Below are 22,795 nucleotides of genomic sequence, written 5' to 3'. Positions count from 1 at the left end.
TAATCGTGTTTAACAATCCGCTAAAAATTCTTAACTAGTTAATGTTTAAAGTGACGAATGTTTGTAAATACCATAGCGATGCCCGCTTCGTCAGCCGCTTTGATAGACTCTTCGTCGCGAATAGAGCCACCTGGTTGAATAATAGCTGCAATGCCATGCTTTGCCGCTGTTTCTACGGTATCTCCAAATGGGAAGAATGCATCGGATGCTAATACAGCGCCTTTAGCGGCTTCCCCGGCTTGTTCAAGAGCAATTTTTGCAGAACCTACGCGATTCATTTGACCGGCCCCAACTCCAAGAGTACGCTTTTCATTAGAAATCAAAATCGCATTGGATTTTACATGTTTTACGAGTTTCCATGCCAATTCAAGAGCTTTCCATTGTTCCTCTGTCGGTTGTATCTTCGTAACAACTTTATAATTAACGCGGTCTTCTAGGATATCGTCTTCTGTTTGCACTAATAAACCACCAGACACCTTTTTCACTGTCACTTGGCCAGATTCCGGCTTAGATAGTTCAATGAGGCGAATATTCTTCTTAGCTTCAAGGATTTCTAATGCTTCTTTTGTGAAAGTAGGTGCCATAATAACTTCTAAGAAAATTTTGCTCATTTCCTCCGCTGTACTTGCATCTACTTCACGGTTTAAGGCTACGATGCCACCAAAGGCGGATACGGAATCAGCTTCGTACGCATTTATATAGGCATCATGTAATGTAGATGCAGTAGCGGCACCACATGGGTTCGTATGCTTAATGATACATGCAGCTGGCTCAGTAAACTCCCATACCATATTCCATGCCGCTTCCATGTCTACAATATTGTTATAGGAAAGCTCTTTGCCATGTAATTGTTTCAAGGCCCCCATGCCATGAGCTGTACCAATTTCTTTGTAGAATGCGGCTTGTTGATGCGGATTTTCCCCATATCTAAGATCTGTTACCTTCTCATAAGCACTCAAATATTCTGGAGGTGTAGGGCCTTCATTCAAGATTCCACTCATATAATTGGCGATGGCCACATCGTAAGTCGCCGTATGAGCAAAGGCTTCTTTGGCAAGGCCAAAGCGATATTCCTTAGTCAATTCGCCTTGATCCTTGAGCATCTCCAAAATTTCACCGTAATGATTTGGATTTACTACGATGCCCACAAAGGCATGATTCTTTGCTGCAGAACGAACCATCGTAGGACCACCAATATCGATATTTTCGATGGCCTCTTCTAAGGATACATTAGGTTTTGCAATGGTTTCGCGGAACGGGTAAAGATTGACTACAACAAGGTCGATTGGTTCAATACCATGTTCTGCCATAGCTTGTTGATGCTCCGCATTATCACGGATCGCCAAAATACCACCATGCACCTTAGGATGTAATGTCTTTACGCGGCCATCCATCATTTCAGGAAAATCAGTCAAAGACTCTACCGATTTTGCCGGAATACCTGCTTCGGTTATGGCTTTAAGGGTCCCACCTGTGGAATAAATGGTTACCCCTAAATCAACTAAACCTTTCGCAAAGTCTACAATACCTGTTTTATCAGAAACACTAAGTAATGCATTTTTAATCATCTAACGTCTTCCTTTGCTTACACATCAATCTTCTATATATACAACACGACCTTTTATAGTGAGCTTATCCTCACAAAATAGTCGTAATACCTCTTTATATGTTTTATGTTCAATAGGCAATAATCTATCACTCAGGGTATCCTCTGTATCCTCCGGTAATAAAGGAACCGTATTCTGCATAATGATAGGCCCCGTATCCATTCCGGCATCAACAAAGTGTACCGTACAACCGGTTACCTTTACTCCCGCATCAATAGCTTGTTGATGTCCATGTAGTCCCGGAAAGGATGGCAACAAGGCAGGATGGATATTTAAAATTCTATGCTCATAGTGCTCAATCAATGGAGCCCCTACAATGCGCATATATCCAGCCAAAACGATACCATCTATCTTATAGGGCCCTAACGCATCTAACTGGGCTTGTTCAAAGCTAGCTTTAGAATCATAGTCGCTACGCTCGATGACAATGAGTGGGATATTCCAAGGTTTAGAACGTTCAACAATCCCTGCATCACCGTGATCTGTAATGATAACTACAAACTCACCATTAATATATCCTTCTTGCATGGCTTTATAGAGGGCTTCCCCATTGGAGCCTCTACCGCTTGCGAATAGAGCTAGACGTTTTTTAACTAAGGAACTAGTCATTAAATACCGCCCCTTTTACAACAACTGGACCTTCGCCTTTAACGATATGACCAATTTCATAAACCGCTTCATTACGACTTTCAAGATTTGCCTTTACTCGATCCACATCCGCAGCGTCCACTATGAGGATCATGCCAATGCCCATGTTAAAAGTACGGTACATTTCATGCCAATCTACATTGCCCCATTCTTGTAGCTTTTCAAAAACTGGAAGGCGAGGCCATGTATCACAATCGATCTCTGCCGTTACTCCCGTAGGTAAGACGCGAGGAATATTTTCATAGAAACCGCCGCCCGTAATATGAACCATACCTTTAATTAAATCTTCTTTAATCAACGGTAATACAGCTTTAGGGTATAAGCGCGTTGGCGTTAATAATTCTTCTCCCAGTGTTTTGCCAAATTCAGGAATATCTTGACCAATGGAGAAACCCTTGTGATCAAATACAATTTTACGAACTAACGAGAAACCATTAGAATGAACCCCAGAAGATGGTAACCCAAGAATAACGTCTCCTGCCTTGATACTTTCACCAGTAATCAATTTAGGACGATCTACGATACCAACGGCAAAACCAGCTACATCATAATCCTCATCATCGTAGAAGCCTGCCATCTCAGCAGTTTCACCACCTAGTAAGGCGCAGCCAGATTCTTCACAAGCCTCAGCCACACCGCGTACGATATCCGCCACTTTTACAGGTTCTAGTTTGCCAACCGCAATATAATCGAGGAAGAATAAAGGCGTAGCCCCTTGTACGAGGATATCATTAACACTCATAGCTACGCAGTCTTGGCCGATAGTATCATGTTTATCCATCATAATAGCGAGACGTAATTTGGTGCCCACCCCATCTGTACCAGATACGAGCATAGGATCAGACATAGCATGACCAGCTAAGGAATAGAGTCCCCCAAAACCACCTAAATCACCAACAACACCCGGTGTATACGTGCGTTTAACAGATTCTTTCATCAGTTCTACGGCGCGATTACCTGCATCGATATCAACACCTGCATCACGATAGGTTAAACTAGTTTTATTCGAGCACATATTTGACCCCTTCCTCTTGGTCCGCAGGAACCGCTACACTATAATCACCATTGAAACATGCAAAACATAAATCATCTGGCTTTACATCAGATACAGCACGACATAGGCCTTCACGAGACAAGTAATGTAATTTATCAGCCTTGATAAAATCTCTAATTTCATCCACTGTATGAGTAGCTGCTATAAGTTCTTTACGCACCGATGTATCAATGCCATAGTGACAGGAATACTCAATAGTTGGAGAACTAATACACATATAAATCTCTTTAGCACCAGCCTCTTTTAGCATTTTTACAATGATACCACTCGTAGTACCGCGCACAATAGAATCATCAATAAGGACGATACGCTTACCTCCAACAATATGTGGCAATGCATTTAGCTTCATACGAACAGCTAATTCTCGTTCCTCTTGATTTGGTTTAATAAAGGTACGACCGCTATAACGGTTCTTAACTAAACCTTCTGCAAAAGGGATACCCGATGCACGAGCATAACCTAATGCAGCTGTTGTACCGGAATCCGGAATGGACATTACGATGTCCGCATCATACTTAGTTTCGTTATATAGTTCGCGGCCCATATTTAGCCGAGATTGATATACGGATTGACCATCGATATGACTATCGCCACGTGCAAAATAGATGTATTCAAAGACGCAAAGTTTTTTATCGATTTTTTCTGGTTCCGCATAGATAGTACTACGCACACCAGAGTCATCGATGATAACCATTTCACCAGGATCTATATGACGAATAAACTCTGCCTTAATCGCATCAAAAGCACAGCTTTCACTAGAGAGCACATAACCATTTTCAGTTTTACCTAAACAAAGCGGTCTAAATCCTTGAGGGTCTCGTACACCTACTAAAGAGTCGTTCGTAGTAATGACTAGAGAGAACGCCCCTTCAATTTGACGCGCCGCATCGGCAATCCGTTCCGCTTGTGTTTCTGCTTTAGAACGGGCTATCAAGTTTACGATAACCTCAGAATCCATCGTCGTTTGAAAGATGGAACCATCGGCTTCGAGGCGTTTTCGAATAGATAAGGCATTCGTTAAGTTTCCATTGTGAGCCACCGCAATTTGACCGCCTTGGTAGTGAATAACCAAAGGCTGGATATTACGCGGATTATTGGACCCGGTCGTAGAGTACCGCACATGACCAGTCCCCATATAGCTTGGCAAAGATGGTAATTCTTTGATAGCCTCGGTCAACAAGCCCATGCCTTTTTTCAGTTCTACATCATGACCATCGGTAACAGCAATGCCCGCACTTTCTTGACCACGATGTTGGAGAGCAAATAGTCCCCAATATACATAGCGTGCTACATCAACGGTCCTATCATAGATGCCGAACACACCACACTCTTCGTGCCATTTATCAAAAACAGAATCGTAGTTCATCTTCCCCCCTATTAGGCACGCTCACCTGTAAGACGGAATAACATTTCCTTATATGCTTCTTCAATATTACCAAGATCTCGACGGAAACGGTCTTTGTCGAGTTTTTCACCAGTTGTAGCATCCCAGAAACGGCATGTATCAGGAGAAATTTCATCACCCAATAAAACTTCACCATTATGGGTACCAAATTCTACCTTGAAATCTACAAGGGTCACATTTTTAGTAGCCAAAAATTTCTTCAATATATCATTTACCTTTAAAGTAATTGTAGAAATTACATCAAGTTGTTCTTGAGTAGCCCAACCAAGTGCTGTGATTTGGAATTCATTGGCAAATGGATCGCCTAATTCATCATTTTTGTAGCAGAATTCAAGGATTGGATGTTTAAGTGGTGTACCTTCTTCAATGCCAAAGCGTTTAGCCATCGAACCTGCCGCAATATTACGAACAATAACTTCAAGAGGAACTATTTTCAATGCAAGTACTGTTTGGTTGCGATCATCTTCACGACGAACGAAATGAGTTGGTACGCCTTCTTTTTTCAACAATTCAAAGAAGAAAGAGGAAATTTTGTTATTCAACACGCCTTTACCAAGGATGGTGTCATGTTTTTCACCATTAAATGCAGTGGCATCATCTTTATAATGAACGATGTACTCATCTTTGTTATCTGTTGCATATACTTGTTTTGCTTTGCCTTCGTACAATAATGTTAATTTTTCCAAATCGATGTTAGCCATGATCTTTCTCCTTTATCATAAATTAATGATACAAACTATGTAATAGATATCTAAATAAACTGTTTTTCTTAACCAATATTTAATCGCCGATGATTTATATGATTAAATATGAATAGCACCTTGTAATTCTGCATTGTCTGCTAAGACTTTTTCAGCCATATCTTTACGATATTGTTGATATTGTTCTTTCAGGTCTTTATTGAAAGCTGCTCCAATTTGTACTGCAAAGAGCGCTGCATTTTTAGCACCATCTACAGCCATAGTTGCTACAGGCATGCCAGATGGCATTTGTACAATAGCAAGTAGAGAATCAATACCTTTTAATGCGGTTGCATTAAGTGGGATGCCGATAACAGGTAGTGTAGTGAAGCTCGCCACCACACCAGGTAGGTGAGCCGCTGCGCCTGCACCAGCAATAAAAGCAATAGCTCCTTCACCTTCAAGTCGTGTAACAAAATTCTTTACAGCCTCTGGGGTACGATGAGCTGAGGCAATAACCATTTCATAGGGAATGTTAAATTCATCAAGTACGGTAGATGCTTTTTTCATTGTGTCTAGGTCAGACTTGCTGCCCATGATAATACCGACCTTCATAGATCCTCCTAATAAAAAAGCCCAGCCGAAACAGACTGGGACAAATGCGCACAAGTAGCCTCCGTAGACTTGCTTTGAATTTGTTGATTTGCATAGTTCACGGCGCTACCTCCTTCTTGTACTCAAATTGTAACACCTAACATTTACAAAATCAATACTATTTTCGAATATTTTTTTATTAAATATTTTTATTATTCGTTATATTCCGAACTATTATAAAAAGGTAGATTGCATCATATAAATTAAGCTTAAATAAATCTGCAAAATAGAATACTGTCTTTGCAATCTTATAACAGCATAAATTTATTCTATCAATCATAATATTTGTATGGTTTTGCTTATCCATATAAAAAAGAGGATAACCCATTTATAAACAGGTTATCCTCTTTTCATAATTCCGAACATTAGATCACTTAACTTGTATCTATTATTGATTAGTGAGTACCACTTTCAAAGGCAGCTTTCAATTCACCTACAGATTCAGGAATATAATCTACGATAGAAGACATCAACGCATACATCAATGCAGGCACGAACGCATCATCACCACACATATATACGCAATCCAAGTATAGGCTAGAATCTTGTTCATCAATATATAGTTTGTAATTTTTATATGTCGCATTGTCTCGATTAATTAATGCATTCAAGGCATTCATATTTTGTGCCGTTACCTTTTCAGGACCTAACACTAAACGAACTACACTATAAATACTGTTATCGAGAATGACGAATAAAGGCATATCCCATAAAGGAGACTTGATATAAGAACGATATACTACTGTACCGTCTTCATCATCAAAATCCTTCCGTTCAAAAGATATGATTTCTTCTTCTTTCAAAAACTTATCAAATAATAAGGATTTAGGATTCATAACAACCTCTATTAAGCTAAGCCAGCTACTTTAAGAATATCTTTATGTACAGTATCTAAATGCGGTTGAATAACTTCAAGCATAAGATTCACTACTACAGTAGGATCAAATTGTTCATTCAAACATGGTATAGACACATCCATATAAATGTTATTATCTTCATTGCTCACGTAATATTTAGATATCTTGTAATCTTGATTTAACGTGTTAAGTTCTTTCAATACCGCAGGAATCACTTTTTTATCAATAGATGTTGTTGTGATAGCGATGCGTACATAGGTGAACGCAGAATCGTCTACAACGATGAACACAGGCAAGCTATGCTCATGAACATCCAAACGACCATGATATACAACTGTATTAAGATCGTCTGTCATTTCTTCCTTTGTAAACCAAGTGTTACCGCCTTTGTTAAGGTCAGCAACAAGTAAGTCGAATTTTTCTGCTTTTTTATTCATAATTCCCTCTAACAATAATCAGACAAATTAGTCTTCGATAAACACACAACCATTATCTTTGAATTCTTTAATGCGAACTAAAGACTCTACACGGTAGCCCGCATTTTCCAAGCGTTCACGACCAGGTTGGAAGGACTTTTCGATAGCAATCGCCATGCCAACTACTTCATCACCTGCGTCTTGAACCAACTTAGCAAGGCCCATAGCCGCCTCACCAGACGCCAAGAAATCGTCGATAATCAACACTTTCTCCCCAGCTGGTAAAAATTTTTTAGAAATAGTGATATCATAATTCTCTTCTTTTGTATAAGAGTACACAACACTATGATATACATCATCTACCATAAGGATGGATTTTTTCTTACGCGCAAATACCAATGGCACGTCTAGTTCAAGCGCGGCCATCAACGCCAACGCAATACCAGATGCTTCGATGGTAACAATACGTTGTACACCTGCATCACGGTAACGATCCGCGATTTCTTTACCAATCGCCTTAAACAATTGTGGATCGATTTGATGGTTTAAGAACCCATCTACTTTCAGCACTCGATTATTGAGGACAATCCCCTCTTCACGAATGCGTTCTTTTAATAATTCCATGTGCTCATACCTCCGCATAACTATCTTTAAATTTTAACGTAAACAACCCCTTAGGGTCAACCTATATCTAGTAAAAGTCTTATAATATAACCCATAAATATCATTGCAAATAAGACTTAAATATTTCATATATGAATTATATAACTCGACTGCTTTATAGGAATATAATATAGCACGGTAAAACTCACACTAATATATAAAAAGACACACTTTAAGAAATTTTCCTAAAGTATGTCTTTAAACATGTCTTTTTCTTATAAAACTTTATCTCGAGTACTTTCACGATTAACTAGTAAGGACGTAAATCTTGCAGCCCCTTCAGATTGAGGAACCAAGCGAGAACGCACAAGCACAATGTCGCGTGTTGGTACCGGAATATCTGTATCGATGCGCACAATAGTCCCTTCTTGCATTTTTTGTTGTACCACATGATTAGGCAACATGGAAATACCCATATTGATTTCTACAAGATCTAGTAATACATCGACGCTCCCCAATTCAAAGCGAGGCTTACGACAAGCACCATGTGTTACATCGTCAAAGAATGTACGACTAGCAGAGCCTTTATGCAAGAGTAAAATAGGCTCGTTAAGAAGGCGCCCTTGATCAAAGAATCCTGCCCCTTTATAGTCAGGGCCCCCAACAAAGACGTCTTGAATGGTAGCTAACGTAGTTACCTCTAGCTGAGGATTATCTCTCAAGCCCTCATAATCATTAACCACAGCTAATTGCGCCTCTTTATTGAGTACTAATTCTACACAATCAGGAGACGGACGATTGATAATATGTAAGCCAATTTCACTTTCTTGTAATTGCCATTTGTGGAAATAAGGCAATAGGAAATGGCGACACAAAGTATCTGTGGCAGCCAAATTTAAACTTTCATAAGCTTGGCTAACCCGTTCTTGTAATTGGGTAACACCATTATCAAGAATAGAGAAAGCTTTAGCTACCGTATCAAACAATTCTTTACCTTCTGGCGTGAACCCTACAGATTTTGTAGTACGCACGAAGAGAGGCATATTAAGTTCTCCTTCTAATTGTTTAATACTTTGACTGATGGCGGATTGGGACACGCCTAATTCTTTTGCGGCACGGGAAAAAGATAAATATAAGCCTACCCCTAGAAAGGTTCTATATAAATCTGCAGATACTGCCATTTTATTCACCTCTGTTATATACTAATAGTAACGTCTTACTTTTAAATACACATATCATTACCTTATTATAACTATAGACTCTCAATATATAATGAATATGTAGAAATCTTCATGAAAGTTAGGTCTTATGACCTTCATGAACTTTTCATATTTATTAGTATTTCTAATCTTTTCATTAGTAAGATTATCTTTACTTATAAGTCTAGACCGACTATACTTAATTTGTCAATATCCCATAGGGAATTATATACATTACAGGAGGCTACAATGGCTATACAACGATTATTCGTAACAAAACGAGAATCTTTCAACCTAGAAGCGCAACGCATGTTACAAACCTTACAACAGGAATTATCTATGCCTGCTACAGATGTGACAATCTATGAGCGATACGACATCGAAAATTTAGATGCAAAAGATCTAGAGTCTGCTAAAAATTTAATTTTTTCTGAACCTCCTGTAGATACTGTATTAGAAGAAATTCCAAGTGTACAAGGCTTTGTATTTGCTGTTGAATATGTGCCAGGTCAATACGATCAACGTGCTGACAGTGCAGAGCAATGTATTTCTATGCTCACCCTTACATCTGGCCATATCGTACGTTGCGCTCGCGTATACGTTATCGAAGGCACTTTCACAAAAGAACAAGAAAATGCCATTAAAGCATACTATATCAACCCAGTGGATTCCCGCGAAGCGAGCCTTGATGTACCAAATACATTAGCTCTCGATTTAGAAGATCCAAAACCGGTGGCAACAATCGATGGCTTTACTACAATGAGCGATGCTGATTTAGAAGCGCTCATCAAAAAATACGGTCTTGCTATGACATTAGCAGATCTTCAAATGATTAGACAACAATATGCAGAGGTAGAACACCGCGATCCTACGATTACAGAAATTCGTCTCTTCGATACATATTGGTCTGACCATTGCCGTCACACTACCTTTATGACCGAGTTAACAAATATTACCATTGAAGACAGCCGCTTCACCGGTTCTATAAAGGAAGCCCTCGAAGAATATATGGAAGGCCGTGCTGAGCTTTACACGACTAAGAAAAAAGCTCGCTCCCTCATGGACATGGCTACATTGGCTGTAAAAGAATTACGCCACGCTGGAGGACTTACAAATCTCGATGAGTCTGATGAAATCAATGCATGTACAATCATCGTACCTGTCGATGTAAACGGCAAGACTGAAGAATGGTTGTTACTATTCAAAAACGAAACCCATAACCACCCTACTGAAATCGAACCATTTGGTGGCGCAGCTACCTGCTTAGGTGGTTGTATTCGCGACCCATTGAGCGGTCGCGCCTACGTATACCAAGCTATGCGCATCACAGGCTCTGGCGATCCACATACAAGACTTGAAGATACATTAGAAGGCAAATTACCACAAAGAAAGATCACCCAAGAAGCAGCTCGTGGGTACTCCTCTTACGGCAACCAAATCGGCCTTGCTACAGGTGAAGTAAAAGAATATTACCATCCTGGCTACGTAGCAAAGCGTATGGAAATCGGCGCAGTTATCGGTGCTGCACCTCGCAACCAAGTTCGCCGTGAGGTACCAGTTACAGGCGATGTGGTAGTATTGCTGGGTGGTAAAACTGGCCGTGATGGCTGTGGTGGTGCTACAGGGTCCTCTAAAGAACATACTGTTGACTCTCTATCCACATGCGGTGCAGAAGTACAAAAAGGCAATGCTCTTACAGAGCGTAAAATCCAACGTTTATTCCGTCGTGGCGAAGTAACGACACTTATCAAACGTTGTAATGACTTTGGTGCAGGCGGTGTATCTGTCGCTATCGGTGAACTAACTGATGGTGTATCAATCAATCTTGACTTAGTCCCTAAAAAATATGCTGGCCTCAATGGTACAGAGTTAGCCATCTCTGAATCCCAAGAGCGCATGGCCTGTGTCATCGCTGCTTCTGATGTAGAGGCGTTCAAAGCATACTGCGACGAAGAAAACTTGGAGTGCACAGTTGTAGCTAAGGTAACTGATACAAATCGCCTTGTTATGAACTGGAATGGCGAAACAATTGTAGATATTAGCCGCGACTTTTTAAATACAAATGGTGCAAGTCAACAACAAGAAGCTATCGTAAAAGCTCCAGCAGATCGCTCCTACTTCTTACGCGGTTCTGCTAATGCAGATAACTTCAAAGAAAAATGGCTCGCAGCTGTATCCGATTTAAATGCAGCCTCCCAACAAGGCTTAGCAGAACGCTTTGACAGCACTGTGGGTGCTAATACGGTGCTCATGCCATTCGGTGGTAAGTTCCAAAAAACACCTACCCAAGGCATGGTGGCTAAATTACCTGTTCTAAACGGTGAAACTACAACGGCTAGTATCATGACTCATGGCTTTGTACCCGAGTTATCTGCATGGAGTCCTTATCATGGTGCACAATATGCAGTGCTTTTATCTGTAGCAAAATTAGTAGCTCTTGGCGGTCGCCGTGAAGATGCATACTTAACATTACAAGAATATTTCGAACGCCTCAACTCTAAAGAATCTTGGGGTAAACCAGTAGCTGCACTTCTCGGTGCTTATAAGGCACAAAAAGAACTTGAAATCGGTGCTATCGGCGGCAAAGACTCTATGAGCGGTACATTTATGGACCTTACGGTTCCGCCTACCCTTGTATCCTTTGCGGTTGGTACAGCTCATGTAGATAATATTGTGAGCCAAGACCTTAAAGGCGTAGATCACCGTCTCGTATTCTTCGATGTACCTCGTAAATACGATGACACCCCTGATTGGGATCGATTCAAAGAAAACTGCGATACACTACAAGAACAAATTGAAAAAGGTCGTGTTTACTCTGCCTATGTAGTTGATCAAGGCGGCATTCCTGAAGCAGTCACTAAAATGGCCCTTGGCAACAATATTGGTGTTAAATTCGATAAATACGCTGAACGTGGTATCTTCCAACCAGCTCTCGGTTCCTTCATCGTTGAAGTAGATATTACGGCTGTTAATTATCTTTTAGAGTTACCTGATGTGAAAGTTATCGGTGTAACCCAAGCCACACCTGTTATCGAATGGGAGGGACAATCTGTTTCTCTCAAAGAAATACAAGATGCTTATGAAGCACCTCTAAACGATATTTTCCCAATGCATGCACCAAACGGCTTTGGTGAAGCAGTCGCTTACATTCATGATCAACACGCTAAACCTCGCAGCGCCTCCCTAGGTGCCAAACCAAAAGTTCTTATTCCAGTATTCCCTGGCACAAACTGCGAATTTGACTCTGCTCGCGCCTTTGAACGGGCTGGTGCAGAAACAGATATCGTGCTTATCCGCAACCAAACTCCAGAACAATTAAAAGAATCTATCGACGTAATCAAAGCTAAATTAGCAGAGTCTCAAATTCTTATGTTTCCAGGAGGTTTTAGTGCCGGTGATGAGCCAGATGGTTCTGGTAAATTCATAGCCACCCTCTTCCGCAACCCATACCTTGCAGAAGGTTTAGAAAACCTCTTGTACAAACAAGATGGCCTTGTATTAGGTATTTGTAACGGCTTCCAAGCGCTCATCAAGTTAGGCTTATTACCTGGTGGACATATTGAAACGTTAACTGCAGATCATCCTACATTGACATACAATACTATTGGTCGTCACTTATCTCGCATGGTCAACACGAAAGTTATTTCCACAAAATCCCCTTGGATGAGTGATGCTAAAGCTGGAGAAATTTACACAGTACCAATTTCTCACGGCGAAGGTCGCTTTATAGCTTCTCCTCAACAAGTGTTGGAGTTCAATAAAACTGGCCAAATTGCTACACAATATGTAGACTTTGATGGTATCGCCTCCATGGATAGTCGCTTCAATCCTAACCAGTCTGTAGCTGCTATCGAAGGTATTTATAGCCCTGATGGTCGCGTATTCGGCAAAATGGCACACTCCGAACGCTGTGGTGCAGGCATCAGCAAAAATATTCCTGGCCAATTAGAAATGCCAATCTTTACATCTGGTGTAAAATACTTCAAATAATTGGTCACTATGAACTTTCATGTGAAAGCCTACTTCTTCAAGTAGGCTTTTTCAATATTGATTTTTTTCGAAAATATTAGTATTATAAATTGATACTATATTTACAGACATGAGTTCTCATGTAAAGCTATACATACCTAGTGTGGGTTAAGAAAGGATTTTATTATGCATTGTGCTCAGAAAATGACTCATAATATCTACTGGATTGGTAGTAATGACTGGACAACAGAACGTTTCGAAAACTTATTTCCTATTCCAAATGGTGTTAGCTATAACAGCTATTTCATCGACGATGAAAAGACTTGTGTGGTAGACTCCGTAGATGCTGAAATTCGCGAAGAGTACTTCGACAACTTGACTCACCTCTTAAATGGCCGTGAACTTGATTACATCGTCGTAAACCATATGGAGCCTGATCATTGCCAAACATTATTGGAAACATTGGAACGGTATCCAAATTGTAAAATGGTAGGTAATGCTACAACATTCCGCATGTTTGAGCAATTCTATAACACTCCAAAACCAGAACAATACCATCAAATTAAAGAAGGCGATGAAATCTGTTTAGGTAAACATACTTTGGTTTCTTACACTATGCCTATGGTTCACTGGCCTGAAGTAACTTGTACATACGAAAAATCTACAGGCACATTGTTCTCTGCAGATGCTTTTGGTACATTCGGTACAGTTAATGGTAATATCTTTGCTGATCAAACCGATTTCGTAGCTACATACGAAGAAGAAGCGCGCCGTTACTATACAAATATCGTTGGTAAATACGGACCACAAGTACAAAATGCGCTTCGCAAAATTTCTAGCCTTGATATCAAACGCATTGCTCCACTTCATGGTCCAATCTGGCGCACCCCTGAATCTATCCAATATATCACGCACAAATACTTACATTGGTCCAGCTATACAGCCGAGCAAAAAGGTGTTGTCATCGCTTTTGGTTCCATGTATGGCAATACTCGTGCTATTGCTCAACAATTGGCTAAACAACTCTCCAAACGTGGCGTTACAGATATCAAAATTTACGATGTTTCCAAAACTAATGCTTCCTACATCATCTCCGATGCTTGGAAATATACTAACTTGGTAACTATCGCACCTACATATAACTTGAATCTATACCTTACTATGGAAAACTTTATCCATGAATTAAAAGCCCTTAACTTCCAAAACCATAAGGTATCCATCATCGGTAACCACTCTTGGGCTTCCGCTGCGATGAAAACAATGGTTTCCCATTTCGAAAATGACTTCAAAGACATTGAAATCGTTTCCGAACCACTAGATATCAAATCCTCTTTGAAAGAAGAAGATCTTCCATTAATTGAAAAAATGGCAGACGATATCAAAGCATCCATTGAAGCTGCTGAAATTAAAGACGTATTCTAATACAAGAGCCGCCTATTTAGGCGGCTCTTCTTTTTATATACCAGATTTTATACGCCTAAAACCAAGCTATGATTTTTGGTTTATATCCATTTATTGAGATCAAATACTATATTTTAAAAGCCTTGTAAATATGCAATAATTCTACTATTTTTTTGCTTGACATAAATCTAACTTTTTCATATACTATACAAGTACCTGTTACACAGCAGAATACATGGAGAGGTGTCCGAGCGGCTGAAGGAGCATGATTGGAAATCATGTGTGCGGTTATCCCGTACCCAGGGTTCAAATCCCTGTCTCTCCGCCATAGTAAAAGCAGTGCTTTCGCACTGCTTTTTTATTTGCATATAAAGAAAAAGCTATTCGAATTATACTCGAATAGCTTTTTGTATATCACACTATATTAGTTGTGAATTTTCTTTGCAATATCACCGATAATTTCAGGTGTTGTTCTACAACAGCCACCAATGATTTCAGCTCCAGCTTTTCGCCATACCTCAACGTAGTCTACAAATGATGCAGCATCGCCATACCAAGTTTTAGTTTTACTATCATAGCTTTCACCAAGATTAGGATATACAGCAATCGGTTTATCTGTAACGGTACGGATATCTTTTATCAAGGATTCTACATATTCCGGTTTAGTACAATTAATGCCAATCCCCGTAATAGGATGTACCTTGTCGATCATTTGTGCACATTTAATAATGGTTTCGCCACTAGAAACATGGTGCCCATCTTTACAGGAAAAAGCAATCCACCCGGGAATACCTTTTGATGTAAATGGATCAGACATAGCTCTCGTAATAGCAATCGCTTCAGCATAAGACGGTATAGTTTCAAAGGATAATATGTCTGGATGTTCTTCGCAGAATAATGCTAGCCGTGGAATATGGAATATCTCTAGATATTCTGTTTGCACATCAGGATAACCACGGTATTCAGAGCCATCAGCCAAGAAAGCGCCATAAGGTCCTACAGAGGCTGCCACCAACGGTTTAGGTAAAGCACCTTCAGAAAAATATCTACCCCCCTCAGGAGTCTCTTCGCCAAGTTTAATACCACGCAATGTAAGCGCCCCACTCGCCTTTGCTTCTAAAAACTCATTACGAGCTTGCACGGCTAAACGAACAGATAGTTTAACGAGCTCTATCGCTTCTTCCGTTCCATAACCTAAACCTTTAAAGCCTGCTACCGTCGCTTGATAGCCAGAGCTTTGAATGATATCGGCACCCGCAGCTAAATAAGAAATATGTATTTTCTTGATGATATCTGGCTGATCCATGAGAACCTTAGCAGACCACAACTTATGTTGAATATCACAGCCATAACGCTCTAATTCGGTCCCTAAAGCCCCATCTAAGACGAGGGCGCCCTTTTCCTTAATAATATCTAAAAATGCACTTCGTTTAGCCATCATACCACCCATTCTATACATACCTCTTATAACACGAGGCTTACCTAGCATATTATATCAAATAATACATTCTGGTACTATCTACAAACTATTTTAATACCTCTGCTGGAGGCTCCTTACCAAACCATTTCTTATAAATTTCTGCATATTTACCGTTTGCTTTGATCTTAGCCAAACCATCATTGATTTTGTTAAGCAACTCTGTATTGCCTTTTTTCACAGCAATACCTAGTGGTGCCGCATCATAGTCCTCTCCAGTAACCTTTGCGATACCTTTGCCCTTACCATTAACATAATATTCGTTTACTGGTGTATCATTGATAACTACATCGACGCCTTTATTTTGCAATTCTAAGAACGCATCGACAATAATATTAAACTGACGTACATCGGCATTGGGAATCTTGCTAGCAATCTCTGCACCAGTAGAGCCGATGGATACACCAATGCGTTTACCTTCTAGATCCTTAAAGCTATTAATATTGGTGTTATCAATGTTTACAACGAGACCATTACCTGCAATATAGTACGGTTTACTAAAATCAACGGATTTTGCACGTTCTTCAGAAATAGTCATATCCGAAATAGCGATGTCGATAGTGTTACTTTGTAATGCTGGTAAAAGCGCATCAAAGTTTAGATTTTGAATATCTGCTTCTATGCCCTCTTCGTTTGCAATCGCATTGATAATATCAATATCAAATCCAGCTAATTTACCACTATCTTTGTCTTTAAAACCAAATGGTGCATAGGTCGCATCAGTACCTACGCGCCATGTCTTCTGACTATTACCCGCATTACCACAGCCAGCGATTAATAAACTACTAGCAATAGTGAAAGCCCCTAATAGAGCTGCTATTTTCTTAAATTTCATATTATTACCCTTACTTCTCTCCGTTCTATCTAGAAACAGATTTTTCCTTAATTAACTAATATATTTATACTTACACTTATGAGCATAATAAAAATAATACCTCTAAAGGTATTATAGTTTTATGATAACATTCGATATAGTAAGGGTCAACAAATCCAACTATACCAATAGGTATTGAATTGATATAGTTTTTAGCTATATCGAAAATAACATTCCTAAGTATATAAAAAGACCGCCTTTACCAAGCATAGATGAAACTTGATAAAGGCGGTCATCTCCAAAATGGAGGATTCCTGGTTATTTATAGAATAAATAAGCTATTCAATTCATTTAGGATATATAGTATGTAATTTATTTAGCATGTTTAGCTTTTATATACATAGCTACCTTGTACAAGAACGTACAGAGTAATAAATACATTACGATACTGAGATATGTCGCTTCAGGTGTTTCTACCCAAGCTTGAGCAAATACATCAACACCTGCAATACGAAGCACTGCACTGAACAAGGAGCCAATAGCACCACCAGCTACGAGACCAGAGGCAATTGTACTACCTTTGGAGAAGCGAAGATCTGCCAATTCTTTGTCTTTTGTACTATTTTGTACAAGATACGCAATCAAACCTCCGATAAGTAATGGTGTATTAATTTCCATTGGCAAGTATGTGCCCAAAGCAAATGCCAACGGTGGAACTCTTACCATCCACAAGATGATTGCAAATAATGCGCCAGCCATGTATAGAGGCCATTGAGCACTACCACCAGTCATCATTGGCTCAATGATGGCAGCCATAGCGTTCGCTTGAGGTGCATTTAATGCATGATCTCCTACAAATCCATAAGCATCGTTCAAAAGAATCATAACACCTACAGAAAGTACGGCACAAAGAATAGTACCAACGATTTGCCATTGTTCCATTTTCTTAGGTGTAGCACCTGTCATATGTGCCACCTTAAGCTCAGACATGAAGTTACCAGCCATCCCAATAGTAGTACCGATAAAGGATGCCATCATGAGGACTGCAATCATGCCGACCTTACCAGTCATACCTGCTGCGGTTAAGCATACAGCGGAGATGATAATCATAAAGATTGTCATACCTGAAACTGGTTCTGTACCTGTATAAGCGATGGAGCTAATCCCCACTACAGACAATAGGAAGGACATAATAAGAACGATTAAGAACGCTACAATTGTTTGCCCGAAGCTTTCAGCATACATAAAATGGAAATATGCTGCAAATAAAACTGTACATAACAAGATGCCAGCACCAATCCAAGATGTAGGTACATCACGTTGTGTACGAAGCAAATTAACATCTACAGTTTTAGAACTAAAGATGTCAAGCACTGCATTTTTAACAACATTTGCTACCACTTTAGACATTGTAATTAGACCGATGATGCCTGCCATAGCGAGCATGCCGATACCAATATGACGAACATAATCAAGGAATACCTTACGAATTGGGGCCTCCCCTAATGGAACTGCATGGCCGCCAATTTGCATGATATGTTCAGGCGCTAAATAGTACACAATCGGAATACATACAAACCAAGAGAAGAAGGAACCGGCTGCAATGATAGCCGCATAGCGAAGGCCCGTGAAATAACCAAGGCCAAGCAATGCTGCATCAGTATCTACCGCTGCGGTTAGCTTAGTTTGATCTGCAAGGGCTGCCCCCCACTTAAAGGTAGCAGTGCGAATAACCTCTTGCCACCACCCCAAACTATTAAGAATAAAGTCATACACAAGAGCAATTAAACCAGAGCCAAGCATAAGTTTTGCTTTGCTCCCTTCATTACTCATCAATACTTCCGCTGCAGCACGACCACTTGGGAACGGATACACATAGTGCATTTCCTCAACGAAATAGCGACGGAACATAACGCATAATAAAACACCTAAAACGCCGCCAAGAATGATAGGAATCGCCATTTGTACAAAGGATACATCTGTTACATTCCAGATATAAAGAGCTGGCAAGAAGAACATAGCCCCTGCTAATGTGTTCGTACTAGAACTAGCGATAGCTTGAATGTGTACCGTTTCGGCAAAAGCATTTTGCCGCTTTAAAATAACTGCTGTACCCATAGCAAGTACAGATACTGGTGCAAAGGCATCTACTGTTTGACCGATTTTCAAACATAAATAGCCAACAGCCAGTGTGAAAACTGCCGCATAGAACAAGCCCCAGAATACTACATATGAATTAATCTCTACGTAATCTTTCTTAGGATCTAACACCGGTTCTATGGGTGGAATGGAACGAACCTCGTCCGACATAGTAAAACCTCCTCACAGAAAAAGTACAAACGTATAACTATTCACCTTTATACTAACACGGTACTACACATGGTTCAATGGTTTTCTATGCACTATGCGAATAAAACAATACACCCCCTATAAATAATTATTTTGCATTTTTGGCGTCCCTGTTCTACAATGAAAGTATATTAAGAATCTCTATTATGTAACGGTATCGTATACTGCCCTGTATAACACGTATGTTTACTTACGAGGAGGCTCATTATGGAATCAATGGTCGAACGTTTTGTACGCTATACGAGCATAAATACACGGTCTAATGAGGAAAGTACAACCATTCCTAGTACTCAAACTCAAGTAGACTTTGCTACGAATGTGCTCGTTCCCGATTTAAAGGCAATAGGTTTAGATGAGGTTATTTATAATCGTGAAAATGGTTTTGTCATCGGCACATTACATGCTAACACTGATGAGAAAGCTCCTTCCATCGGCTTCATTGCCCATATGGATACAGCTGATTATAATGCAGAAAATATTAAACCTCGTATCGTAGAAAGCTATGATGGTAGTGATATTTGCCTCAACGAAGAACACCAAATCTTCACCCGACGTGCCGACTTTCCAAATCTAAAAAATTACATTGGCAAATCTTTAGTCGTAACTGACGGTTTAACACTCCTCGGTGGTGACGACAAGGCTGGAATCTGTGAAATCATGGAAGCTCTCGCCTATCTCGTATCTCATCCAGAAATCAAACATGGTAAAATCATGTGTGCTTTCGGTCCAGACGAAGAAATCGGTACTGGCGCAGACCACTTCGATGTTAAACAATTCCCTGTAGACTATGCTTACACTATTGATGGTGAAAGCCTAGGTCAACTCGAATACGAAACCTTTAATGCCGCAGGCGGTACCGTTATCCTGAAAGGTGTTTCTGTTCACACAGGCACAGCCAAGGGCATTATGATCAACTGTGCTAAACTAGCTATGCAATTTGACGCTTTATTACCTGGAGCAGCTGTTCCTGAGTACACCTGTGGGCGCCAAGGTTTCTTTATGCTCATGAGCATGGAAACACAAGTAGATACCGGTAAAATGAACTACATTATCCGCGACCATGACAAAGAACTATTCGAAGCAAAAAAAGCATTCTTCTTACAAGCAGGTCAAACATTGAACGAAATATATGGTCGTGAAGTATGTGAAGTATCTATAAAAGACCAATACTACAACATGTACGATATCATCAAAGATAATATGGAATGTGTAAATGTAGCCAAAGCAGCTATGGAAAAAGCTGGGATTACACCTATTTGTGATCCTATTCGCGGTGGCACAGATGGATCCAAAATCTCCTTCATGGGCATTCCTACACCAAATATTTTTACAGGTGTAGAAAACCTACATGGCCGTCATGAATTTGCATGTATCGATGATATGAAAAAAGCTGTTGAAGTTATCGTTAATATTGTAAATATTGAAAAATAATAGCATTAGCAAAGCAGTAGTAGATAACAAAAAGGACTATACGAGCCTAAGTTCGTATAGTCCTTTTAATTTACATATTACGCAAGCTTATTATTACGCTTACGATTTCTAATTTCTTCCTCTTCAGCGCGAGCTTTTAAAGAAAGATCTCTTTCAGTCCCCACATAACGACCATATAATAAATAATAAACAACCAGCGCAAGGAGCGCCACAACAACGGTTACATGGAACATACTAGTATAACCTACAACCTCTTTAACAGCGCCTAAAATATAGGGGCCAAAGCCTAGCCCCATGTCCAAGGCAATGAAGTATGTGGATGTGGCAACACCAATACGATGAACAGGTACTATTTTAACAGTAACAGCTTGTCCGTTGGACATAAATGTACCATATCCAAGGCCAACAAACACAGCCGATAAAAGCACAAGCCATGTAGAGTGGGCGATGGATAATAAGAAAATACCAAGTGCTAAGGATACAAAACAAGGATAAAGAACAAAGTTTTCCCCTTTCATATCAAACACAATGCCAAGCAATGGTCTTGTTATAGTAATAACTACAGCATATACAACAAAGAAGAAGGTACCTGCCATAATAAGATCTAGGTCTTTTGTGTAGGCTGCCATAAAGCCAATAACACCAGAGTATGCAAAGCCGACTAGAATGGAAACAAGACTGATTGAATTCATCCGTGGTTCAATGTAGTCCGAGATTCTAATGCCCTTATGTGCTTCTGATTCGATACCAAGTTTAGGTTCATTAAATTTCATGATGACAGAGCCAATACCGCAAAGGATGATAAGTGCAACACAGAATGCGATGATAAAATCATAACCAAGGCTATGAAGCATCAAGATACCTAAGAATGGCCCTACTGCAGCGGCGAGAGAGGTAGATAAGCCATAATAGTTAATCCCTTCCCCACGGCGTGACGTAGGAATAATAGCAGCTATGATAGTACTTGTAGCAGTAGATGTAATACCATAAGCAAAACCATTTAAGAAACGAACACTATCAAGCATTAGTAAATTAGGTGTGTAGAAATACATAGCCGTTGAAATCAAGTAAATCAATAACCCTAAATAGAGCATCTTGCGACACCCTAGGATACTGATAAACCGTCCTGCCAACAAACGGGCTACAACGGTGCCAATAATATATATACCAACAGCAAGTCCCGCTTGACTAGCCGTAGCATGAAGATTATCTTTTGCTACAACCGCAATAATAACGATTAATAAATAATAAATTAAAAATACCAAGAAATTAATCAAAGTATCAAGGACAAAGGATTTTGTCCACAAGGCCTCCTTAGCCTTATCCATATTATCAACTCCATTTTTTAAATTATTGTCAACCAGTTTGCGACAACGGTTAATTATAAACCTCTCATTTTAAAAAACAAGAATTAAAATATTATATATCTCATCATTTTTTTTTATAACAAACTACATATTCACAATAAATATGCATTAATTTCCATTTTAATATCTCATATATTTTTACGATATAAAAACACCTTCAATAGCGACAGATGAGACCAAAAGACTCAAAGCCAACCATTAAAGGTGCTACTTTAAATATTTATTTTGTTTTTAGACCACAAGCTTTGAAGAAATTCTTGTACGCTTCAGCCTTTTTCGGTAGGCTCAACGGATAGGCACGTGATGTAGATGGCAAACGTGTCAATGTCAATTCCCGACCATTAAATACAAAAGGAATTGTTTCACCAGTTTTAGGTAATTTAACCTTTTCTGGTAAAAGGCTCAATAAAATCTCCGTAGCCTTGCCGCCTGTTGTAGCAATATGCTTACAGTCAGGGATTTGCTCCAGTACGTCCGCAAGTGGAACTGGTTCAACGACCTTAAGAAATGCATCAGATGCATTCCCTTTTTCGCGAATAGCTTTCAAAACAGTAGGACAAGATGCAATTCCAGCTTCAGACAAAAAGGCTTTGATCTTCTCAGGATCCATCGCTTTTTCCTCACCATTTCTAAAATGATCTTTTTCATCAAAGAATACGAGGCCAAAAACACGCCACATATCATTTTGGAAATTTGGATAATGGAATTCCATAGCACGTTTTGATTGTTCTGGAGGAAATGTGCCCATCATCATGACTGTCGCCTTCTTTGGTAAGAATGGAGGGAATGGTCTTGTTTCAATTGTTTCTGCCATATAGCATCAACTCCTTTCACATTCTAATATGAACTTAATTTTCAATACAA

18 protein-coding genes and 1 tRNA gene are annotated in these 22,795 nt (G+C 39.7%); 4 read left to right on the top strand and 15 right to left on the bottom strand.

The window, feature by feature from the left end; genetic code table 11:
- Positions 1 to 38: 38 nt before the first annotated feature.
- From purH to ACGHIY_RS01845, 10 genes are all read right to left on the bottom strand, one after another.
- Positions 39 to 1,568: a bifunctional phosphoribosylaminoimidazolecarboxamide formyltransferase/IMP cyclohydrolase gene (purH, locus tag ACGHIY_RS01890; protein WP_390525622.1), complete on the bottom strand. Its 1,530-nt coding sequence runs from the start codon at positions 1,566 to 1,568 to the stop codon at positions 39 to 41.
- Between the two features lie 24 nt (positions 1,569 to 1,592).
- On the bottom strand, positions 1,593 to 2,216 hold the full coding sequence (purN, locus tag ACGHIY_RS01885) for a phosphoribosylglycinamide formyltransferase (RefSeq protein ID WP_390525621.1): 624 nt from the start codon (positions 2,214 to 2,216) through the stop codon (positions 1,593 to 1,595).
- Positions 2,209 to 3,270, bottom strand: coding sequence for a phosphoribosylformylglycinamidine cyclo-ligase (gene purM / locus ACGHIY_RS01880; RefSeq protein WP_288581050.1), 1,062 nt, complete (start codon positions 3,268 to 3,270; stop codon positions 2,209 to 2,211). The genes purN and purM overlap by 8 nt, the downstream gene beginning before the upstream one ends.
- A complete protein-coding gene (gene purF, locus ACGHIY_RS01875; RefSeq protein WP_004693726.1) occupies positions 3,257 to 4,675 on the bottom strand; it encodes an amidophosphoribosyltransferase in 1,419 nt (472 codons plus the stop codon). Before purF ends, purM begins: the two co-directional genes overlap by 14 nt.
- A gap of 11 nt (positions 4,676 to 4,686) precedes the next feature.
- The gene (purC, locus tag ACGHIY_RS01870) at positions 4,687 to 5,415 is read right to left on the bottom strand and encodes a phosphoribosylaminoimidazolesuccinocarboxamide synthase (protein ID WP_278466915.1); all 729 of its coding nucleotides are present in this window, start codon (positions 5,413 to 5,415) and stop codon (positions 4,687 to 4,689) included.
- A gap of 102 nt (positions 5,416 to 5,517) precedes the next feature.
- The gene (gene purE, locus ACGHIY_RS01865; RefSeq protein WP_278466917.1) at positions 5,518 to 6,009 is read right to left on the bottom strand and encodes a 5-(carboxyamino)imidazole ribonucleotide mutase; all 492 of its coding nucleotides are present in this window, start codon (positions 6,007 to 6,009) and stop codon (positions 5,518 to 5,520) included.
- Between the two features lie 434 nt (positions 6,010 to 6,443).
- Positions 6,444 to 6,884, bottom strand: coding sequence for a hypothetical protein (locus ACGHIY_RS01860; RefSeq protein WP_390525620.1), 441 nt, complete (start codon positions 6,882 to 6,884; stop codon positions 6,444 to 6,446).
- An 11-nt stretch (positions 6,885 to 6,895) separates the two neighbouring features.
- A complete protein-coding gene (locus tag ACGHIY_RS01855; RefSeq protein WP_004693736.1) occupies positions 6,896 to 7,342 on the bottom strand; it encodes a hypothetical protein in 447 nt (148 codons plus the stop codon).
- 27 nt (positions 7,343 to 7,369) lie between these two features.
- Positions 7,370 to 7,945: a xanthine phosphoribosyltransferase gene (locus tag ACGHIY_RS01850; protein WP_004693737.1), complete on the bottom strand. Its 576-nt coding sequence runs from the start codon at positions 7,943 to 7,945 to the stop codon at positions 7,370 to 7,372.
- 254 nt (positions 7,946 to 8,199) lie between these two features.
- Positions 8,200 to 9,105: a LysR family transcriptional regulator gene (locus ACGHIY_RS01845; protein ID WP_004693739.1), complete on the bottom strand. Its 906-nt coding sequence runs from the start codon at positions 9,103 to 9,105 to the stop codon at positions 8,200 to 8,202.
- A 267-nt stretch (positions 9,106 to 9,372) separates the two neighbouring features.
- Here ACGHIY_RS01845 and ACGHIY_RS01840 point away from each other — a divergent pair, with 267 nt between their 5' ends.
- From ACGHIY_RS01840 to ACGHIY_RS01830, 3 genes are all read left to right on the top strand, one after another.
- Positions 9,373 to 13,113: a phosphoribosylformylglycinamidine synthase gene (locus tag ACGHIY_RS01840; protein WP_390525619.1), complete on the top strand. Its 3,741-nt coding sequence runs from the start codon at positions 9,373 to 9,375 to the stop codon at positions 13,111 to 13,113.
- 165 nt (positions 13,114 to 13,278) lie between these two features.
- Positions 13,279 to 14,514 (top strand): FprA family A-type flavoprotein, encoded by a 1,236-nt coding sequence (locus ACGHIY_RS01835; protein ID WP_004693743.1) that lies wholly within the window; start codon positions 13,279 to 13,281, stop codon positions 14,512 to 14,514.
- Between the two features lie 216 nt (positions 14,515 to 14,730).
- A tRNA-Ser gene (locus ACGHIY_RS01830) sits at positions 14,731 to 14,821 on the top strand.
- Positions 14,822 to 14,917: 96 nt separating this feature from the next.
- Here ACGHIY_RS01830 and mmuM read toward each other — a convergent pair.
- From mmuM to ACGHIY_RS01815, 3 genes are all read right to left on the bottom strand, one after another.
- Positions 14,918 to 15,943, bottom strand: a complete 1,026-nt coding sequence (gene mmuM / locus ACGHIY_RS01825) for a homocysteine S-methyltransferase (protein ID WP_390525764.1) — start codon at positions 15,941 to 15,943, stop codon at positions 14,918 to 14,920.
- Between the two features lie 76 nt (positions 15,944 to 16,019).
- Positions 16,020 to 16,805, bottom strand: a complete 786-nt coding sequence (locus ACGHIY_RS01820; protein WP_155086386.1) for a basic amino acid ABC transporter substrate-binding protein — start codon at positions 16,803 to 16,805, stop codon at positions 16,020 to 16,022.
- A 351-nt stretch (positions 16,806 to 17,156) separates the two neighbouring features.
- Positions 17,157 to 19,094, bottom strand: a complete 1,938-nt coding sequence (locus tag ACGHIY_RS01815; protein ID WP_004697976.1) for an OPT family oligopeptide transporter — start codon at positions 19,092 to 19,094, stop codon at positions 17,157 to 17,159.
- A gap of 246 nt (positions 19,095 to 19,340) precedes the next feature.
- On the opposite strand from ACGHIY_RS01815, the gene pepT reads away from it, so the two are divergent.
- Complete coding sequence (gene pepT / locus ACGHIY_RS01810; RefSeq protein WP_390525618.1) at positions 19,341 to 20,564, top strand: peptidase T; 1,224 nt, start codon at positions 19,341 to 19,343, stop codon at positions 20,562 to 20,564.
- A gap of 77 nt (positions 20,565 to 20,641) precedes the next feature.
- Here the strand turns inward: pepT and ACGHIY_RS01805 are convergent, their stop codons facing one another.
- Positions 20,642 to 21,892: an MFS transporter gene (locus ACGHIY_RS01805; protein ID WP_004697972.1), complete on the bottom strand. Its 1,251-nt coding sequence runs from the start codon at positions 21,890 to 21,892 to the stop codon at positions 20,642 to 20,644.
- 259 nt (positions 21,893 to 22,151) lie between these two features.
- The gene (locus tag ACGHIY_RS01800) at positions 22,152 to 22,745 is read right to left on the bottom strand and encodes a DNA glycosylase (protein WP_390525617.1); all 594 of its coding nucleotides are present in this window, start codon (positions 22,743 to 22,745) and stop codon (positions 22,152 to 22,154) included.
- Positions 22,746 to 22,795: the final 50 nt, after the last annotated feature.

Origin of the sequence: Veillonella parvula, assembly GCF_042850485.1 — a bacterium.
In the GTDB taxonomy this organism is placed as follows: domain Bacteria; phylum Bacillota; class Negativicutes; order Veillonellales; family Veillonellaceae; genus Veillonella; species Veillonella parvula_Q.
This window is presented reverse-complemented; position numbering and strand designations above follow the sequence as displayed.